This is a genomic window from Candidatus Methylomirabilota bacterium (assembly GCA_027293415.1).
GTDB lineage: Bacteria > Methylomirabilota > Methylomirabilia > Methylomirabilales > CSP1-5 > CSP1-5.
On sequence record JAPUFX010000027.1, the window covers coordinates 1 to 5,792 of the forward strand.

At 59.2% G+C, this 5,792-nt stretch carries 7 protein-coding genes; 5 read left to right on the forward strand and 2 right to left on the reverse strand.

The genetic code is table 11. The annotated features are described in order from the left end of the window. Nucleotides 1-147 precede the first annotated feature (147 nt). The 4 genes from yaaA to O6929_01970 all read left to right on the forward strand — a co-directional run bounded on the left by yaaA (nucleotide 148) and on the right by O6929_01970 (nucleotide 1,909). Nucleotides 148-795 carry a peroxide stress protein YaaA gene (yaaA, locus tag O6929_01955; protein MCZ6479160.1) on the forward strand — a complete coding sequence of 216 codons (648 nt, stop codon included), beginning with the start codon at nucleotides 148-150 and terminating at the stop codon, nucleotides 793-795. A 172-nt stretch (nucleotides 796-967) separates the two neighbouring features. Beyond that, nucleotides 968-1,408, forward strand: a complete 441-nt coding sequence (locus O6929_01960) for a polymer-forming cytoskeletal protein (protein ID MCZ6479161.1) — start codon at nucleotides 968-970, stop codon at nucleotides 1,406-1,408. A gap of 86 nt (nucleotides 1,409-1,494) precedes the next feature. Then, a complete protein-coding gene (locus O6929_01965; protein ID MCZ6479162.1) occupies nucleotides 1,495-1,653 on the forward strand; it encodes a hypothetical protein in 159 nt (52 codons plus the stop codon). A 91-nt stretch (nucleotides 1,654-1,744) separates the two neighbouring features. Next, entirely contained in the window at nucleotides 1,745-1,909 is a 165-nt protein-coding gene (locus O6929_01970; GenBank protein ID MCZ6479163.1) for a thermonuclease family protein, read from the forward strand. A 1,071-nt stretch (nucleotides 1,910-2,980) separates the two neighbouring features. Here the strand turns inward: O6929_01970 and O6929_01975 are convergent. Further along, on the reverse strand, nucleotides 2,981-3,202 hold the full coding sequence (locus O6929_01975) for a hypothetical protein (protein ID MCZ6479164.1): 222 nt from the start codon (nucleotides 3,200-3,202) through the stop codon (nucleotides 2,981-2,983). Nucleotides 3,203-3,586: 384 nt separating this feature from the next. Further along, complete coding sequence (locus O6929_01980; GenBank protein ID MCZ6479165.1) at nucleotides 3,587-3,808, reverse strand: YtxH domain-containing protein; 222 nt, start codon at nucleotides 3,806-3,808, stop codon at nucleotides 3,587-3,589. A 597-nt stretch (nucleotides 3,809-4,405) separates the two neighbouring features. Between O6929_01980 and O6929_01985 the strand changes: the two genes are divergently transcribed. After that, on the forward strand, nucleotides 4,406-5,362 hold the full coding sequence (locus tag O6929_01985) for a PilZ domain-containing protein (GenBank protein MCZ6479166.1): 957 nt from the start codon (nucleotides 4,406-4,408) through the stop codon (nucleotides 5,360-5,362). The last annotated feature ends 430 nt before the right edge of the window (nucleotides 5,363-5,792 follow it).

A 5,792-nucleotide genomic window follows, 5' to 3' on the forward strand; every position in this document is an offset into this window, starting at 1 on the left:
CGCCTTCTCGGGTGAAACTCAGCCGTGAAGGCGTTTTTCTTTTTAGGGAGTGAGGACGTAAGAGTCACCCGGCGTTGAAATTGCCTGGAACTCGAACCACGTCAGCGGCCAGGATGTGATGTTGTTCCTGGAAAAGACAACACACGGATGACGACAAGAAAGAGGACATTGATCATCATCCCCTGCTCGGCGCGGAAGCGTCCAGGCGGGGTGTCTGGTCTTTCGTGGTCCTCAAGCGAGTCTGTGGTGGACCGGTTGTCTCCGGAAGGTGGGGGACGCCTCCTGGACTGTCGCCGCCAGCTGGGTGAGCGGTTGGGATACCCAGAGGGTGAATACCTCGGAGGCCCTGGAGATGTACTGGTCCCTCTTATGCGTGCGTCCGCCCGTTACGACGGGAATCTTTACCGGAAGCTTGACGAATCGGTCTGGTCCCACTTGGCGAGTTCAGCCCATATGGAGGTCCTTATAGTCTCAGCAGTTTACGGCCTCCTTACTCCATGGGAGGCGATTTGCGAGTACAACGTGAAAATAGACAAGGCAATCACTCCTCGAGTATCGCTCGTGCGTTGGTGGACTGGGCAGGGGCTTGGATCGCTTTTGATTGAATATGTTAGGCGAAGCGGGGCATCAGTGGCCCACGATTTTCTCAGCGGAGCCTACACCAGCATCTCTGATGAGCTGCTCTCCTGTCTGGGGGATAGCGTGACGGTGCAGCGCCACACCTATCCAGGTCTTGGCATTGCGGCAGACTTCCAGCGGGGCCAAGATGTGCGAGATCTACTAGTGCAGGAATGAACCCGTCCCTTTCCCTTACCCGCCACCATCCCTGAGGCTTGACACCCCTTGGCCATTGGTGGATACTCAAACCCCCTTCAGGGACACACACGCATGAACCCGGGGTAGGGATAAGTTCTAGCCCACCCTTTCCACCAGCGTTGGCGCCCCGCTAATCCAAGAGGAGGCCCAGATGCTTAGATGGACAGGCTCCCAGAAACATGATGCTCGTTCCGAGCTCCCAAACGCCGGCAACGCGTCCCCTCTCCTGACCGTCATGGGAAACAACGCCAAGCTTGAGGGGAAGTTCGACATCGACGATTCGATTGAGATCGAGTGCGAGGTTGGTGGTGAGCTGAAAGTCGGCAGGAAGCTCGTCATTGGCCAGAGGGGCTCCGTCCGTGCCGATGTGCAGACCGTAGACGTCATCATCCACGGGGAATACGAGGGGAATATGGTGGCGACTGGGAGTGTGGAGATCACGCCCACAGGGCGGGCGGGCGGCAACATCGAGACCAATTCGCTGGTTATCTCCAAAGGCGGGTTTTTTAACGGCAACGTGGCCGGGCTCAAGGAGTCGGAGGCCGAGGCGCCTCCCATCCACCTGGTGAAAGAGAAAAGCATCCCGAGCTAGACCAGAATGGACACCCCGCCGCTTGACACCCCTGCCACAGTGGTTGATATTTAGGCCCCGTATGGAGTGGCAGATATGGAACCGGGGTGAAGGCCAAAAGAAAAGGGACTACCTCAGCCCTCGTGGCGCAAGCTGCGGGGGCTTTTCTGTTGGCTGCCCTCCTCGCCCTCCTCCCTGCCATTGCCTCCCCGGATTGTCTCGAAATCCAGCAGGACAACGCACCTACTTCAGAGAGATGGCTCTGATGGCTGCACAGAGGACGACTATGCCAAGTACGAAGAGTGGTAGCTGTTCCATTGGTCCGTTAGTGGTTGTCCTCAAACGCTCGCAACTTTGGTGCCACGCTGCCACTACTTAGGGGACGGCACTTTCGTGAACGCCTGCCTGGTGGAGCATGGGTTTGCCCTGGTAACGACCGTGCCACCGAATGTGAAGCACCAGGACCTGTTCCTGAAGCTCCAGCGGGAGGCGAGGGAGCAAAAACGGGGGCTGTGGAGGTGAGGCCCTGCTTGCGCAAGGTGTGGCGGGACGGGGGGAGGGACGGGAAGGGGTCCGGTGCGGATGCCTCCGCACAGAGACGATCAACGAGGGTGCCGATTGCGGAAGCTTTTGATGGGTCGAGATCGAGAAACTGGACCCCCATCCCGGTGATGACAGCCCAGTCGCTCACCTCCCCAGACATCCACGGGACTTGCGCACGGACGAAGAGGGGGTCGGATAGGCCCGGCAGCGTGAAGCACAGAGTGATCTCCTTGCCCGGAGCAACCGGACGTTCGGTTGCGATAAACATCCCCGCCTTGCACAGGCTGAGGCAGGTTCCGTGAGCTGTCGTTCGCGCTTGCGTATATTCCACGCCGAATTGAACCCGGGCCCTGGCATGGCGCCGCTTTTGGGGCTGAGAAACCCATCGCCGGAGCAGGGATGCGTCGACCGGCTGCTCGAAGGCCAATCCGTGAGGGAATCGGGTCCCCAGGACGGTTGAAATATCTTCGCCCACCGAAACGACGTGGCCGCGGATAGGATCACCTTCAGCGACCCGGACCGACACCAGTGTCTTGACTGGCAGGGCTTCGGGCAGCAGGATTTCGAGTCCGCCGGCATTGACGTTTCGGGTCATTCCCTCGAGCGGTTGTGGCTGGGGTTGGTTGGGGCTGAGAACTGTGCACTGAACGGGCAAGTAACGTGTGAAACGGAGGTGGCGGCGCTTTCGTGGTCTTAAATGGGTAGACATACCTTCCCTCAAGCATAAATCGACAGTTGCGGAAGCGAGCAAGGGCCATGCCAGCACAGGCCGGTGGGAGCAAGGCCTCGGAGATGTTCATGCCCGACTGCGAGTGTTACGCCCTAGCGAGAGTGGGCGCTGCGGAGGACTGAGTATTGGTGAGAAACTTGACCCACGGCAAGTCGTCACCTTCGAGGAACTGCTCCGGACCATGATGTTAGAGACGGAAGCAGTCAGACGCGTATTGGTGCGAAAGGGCCTGCTGACCAACGAGGAGGTGCTGGAGGAGGGCATACAATGCCGCTCGCCATGCTGGAAGGACAAGGGTATTGGGTGCTAAGAGTCCGGCCCTATCCCATCATCAGGGGGGAGCCGATCTTCAGAATCTCCTTTCCGTAGCCACAGCCACCGTTCGAGAAAAAACACGAGAACCCCCCCCCGAACAAAGAGACAAAGACCAACAGCCAGGCGACCGGGTTACCGAACGACCCTTCCACGGCCACTTTCAGCAGCAGCGCCAGCCCCAGCAACCCCAGCAGGAACAGAATCAGCAAGTAGTAGAACATCGGCATCGGGTATCCTCCTGATCTCAGCCCGTTGAGAGCGATCCTTCGACGGGTGTCCGTGCTCTCGGGGGAAACGTCCACGGCCCCTCTCACGGGGTTAATCGGAATTCTGGTCCGACTCCTTTGACTGCGAACCCCGACGAAGCCGTGTGACCTGGTTGACCCCGCGTCATCCACCGCCCCCCCTGCCTCAGCCATCCACATATGCCCGGAGGGTTTATTTCCGGGGTAGAGAGGGTCAACCTATCTGCCGGATCTGACGGTCGGGATACGTGCATGGATGTACTCTGCGTGCCCATCGCCATCGCGCCAACCGTATGCCGGTAGCTGATTCGACCCGCAACGGAACATAGGGGTGCATGGTCAGGAAGTGGGGTCTCGGACCGAATCCTAAGTTTCTGGAGCCTCAAAAGTGGAGAGGGCGGCCTCCTGGCCCTGCTCTGAGGCCTCGTCGACCCGCTCCCGGAAACCTTCGGTGTGCCGACGGATCCGCTCCCGGGTGCGCGTTCCCGATTCTGGAGCATAGAGCAGGGCGAAGCAGGCCCCGAGGGTTCCCCCTACGAGGAGTGCCAACGCCAAGGCCGCTCCCCCGAATCCACGGTATTCACTCATGGGAAATCACCTCCTCTTGAACAAGACCTTCCACAACAGATGCCATCTTCCCGTCGTGGGCCCCCAGCAGGACGTGGATCTTGGCGGGGCCCACCCCAGCGGCTTCCAGGCCGAAATCATCTCAGCTTCAACCCTCATAGGGTTGAGGAGGCAGGATCAAGCATTTTTTATACCCAGCCCAGTACCTCTACCCCGGAAGAAAAACCCGTCCAGGCATGCGCAATCGCGGGTCATGCATTTTTTCACACCCACGACGCCAAAGCCGGTAGCTGACCGAGAGGACGCCCCTTGAAAAGGTCAATTTGTACGAATTTCGACAGCAACTCTTGATACGTTTCCCCAACATCATTATTCGCCTTCGTTTTTCTGAGCAGCACTTCGGCAACAAGAAGGTCCTGTCCTCATGCGTATTTGCCCTACGCGGTCGTGGCAAGCAGGCTTATAGCACGGTTATTGCACGGTCTATCAGACCGGGAAACAATCCCTCGACTCCCCCCGAGGTGGGCCCTCGGAGTCCCCATTGGCTCCTGCGGGGCCCGGCAAGAGTGAAGATTAACGAATGGAAAGGAAACCCCCGATGGTGGCCGAGGAGCCGCTGTGGCAACTAAAAGAGGGAAGGGGCGACCGAGGCGTTCAAAGGCCAAGTCCGGCAAAGACCGGAAGGCCAAGGCTCTGGTATTCGCCCAGGATGTGGCGGAGGTAGCTGCCCAGGATGAGGGTCCGGTACCTCTCGAAGGCGAGGCGTCAGTACCCGCTGGGGACGAGGCGCGGGTTACCGACCAGGATGAGGTGCGGGTAAGCGCCGAAGACGAGGCGCCCGGAGCCTCCCATGACGAGGCACCCGCTGACGATGAGTCGTCTGTCCTCCTCGAGGATGCGGCGCCGGTACTCCGTAGGCATGAACCGCGGGTCACGACCCAGTATAACGTCCGGTTCATCGTCGTGGACGAGGCGGCCGTAGCTTCCGAGGATGAGATACTCGACGTCGGCGAGGCCGAGGCCCACGTACCGGCCGAGGGTGAGGCGTCGCTCATCGCAGTGTATGAGGCGCTAGTGCCCCTCGTGGATGAGGCGTTCGGGTCCACTGAGGATGCGGCGCCGGGTTCCGCCCAAGATGAGGTCCAGGTCATCGTCGAGCATGAGGCCCCGGTTGTCGCCCTGGATGAGGCGTCAGTCCCGATCAGGGAGGTTGCAAAGGAAGAGCAAGAGTTAGGACGGCGGAAACACCCCCGATTCGTCGTAAAAGGGGAGGTCAAGGGGCTGGTAGCTGCCGTCCGGGATGCGGTTCTCCTGAACATCAGTCTAGGGGGGGTCCTGATCGAACATGCCAATGTTGTCCGACCAGGCACCCCCACCTCTGTGGAGCTTGACCTTCAGGGAAAGAGGATCCGCCTGAGGTGTCGCGTGACCCGTTCGGAGGCGGATCGGATAGAGGTGCAGTCGGATGGCGAGCGGGAGATGATCTACCACACCGGGTTACAATTTGTCGAACCCTCGGACGAGACGCTACAGGTGATCGGTGATTACATCCACTCACTTCCCAACGAGGGTTAAGATGCCCCCGGGTCACCCTCCACGGGAGTCTCGTTCCACACTCACGGTTTACCTTTTCGCCCGCTAGGCCGACGGAAGAAATCATTAAAAAGAGGAAGGCAAGAATGGCTATCCCCCCACCAAAGATTTGGAGTCCAAAGTACAGTTGATAAACTGTCCCACATAATTTTCCTCCTAGAAGCCTTACTACGTCCTCTCAGGAGACGCAGCCTCATCCGAGCGAACAAGGTGATCCAGTGAGCACTGGGTGGAGTGCAGATTACAACCACGTATATGGAGTTCCAGGGAGGGCAAGCCGGAGCGGACAAGCTAAGTATGGGAGAGCTTCTGTGGGCGGATATCGATAGCATATCCAGCTGTCCAGGCGTTTGGGGGAACTGATTACAACCTGTGGGGGATCCCCCACTGATTACTGACCGTTCACCGAACC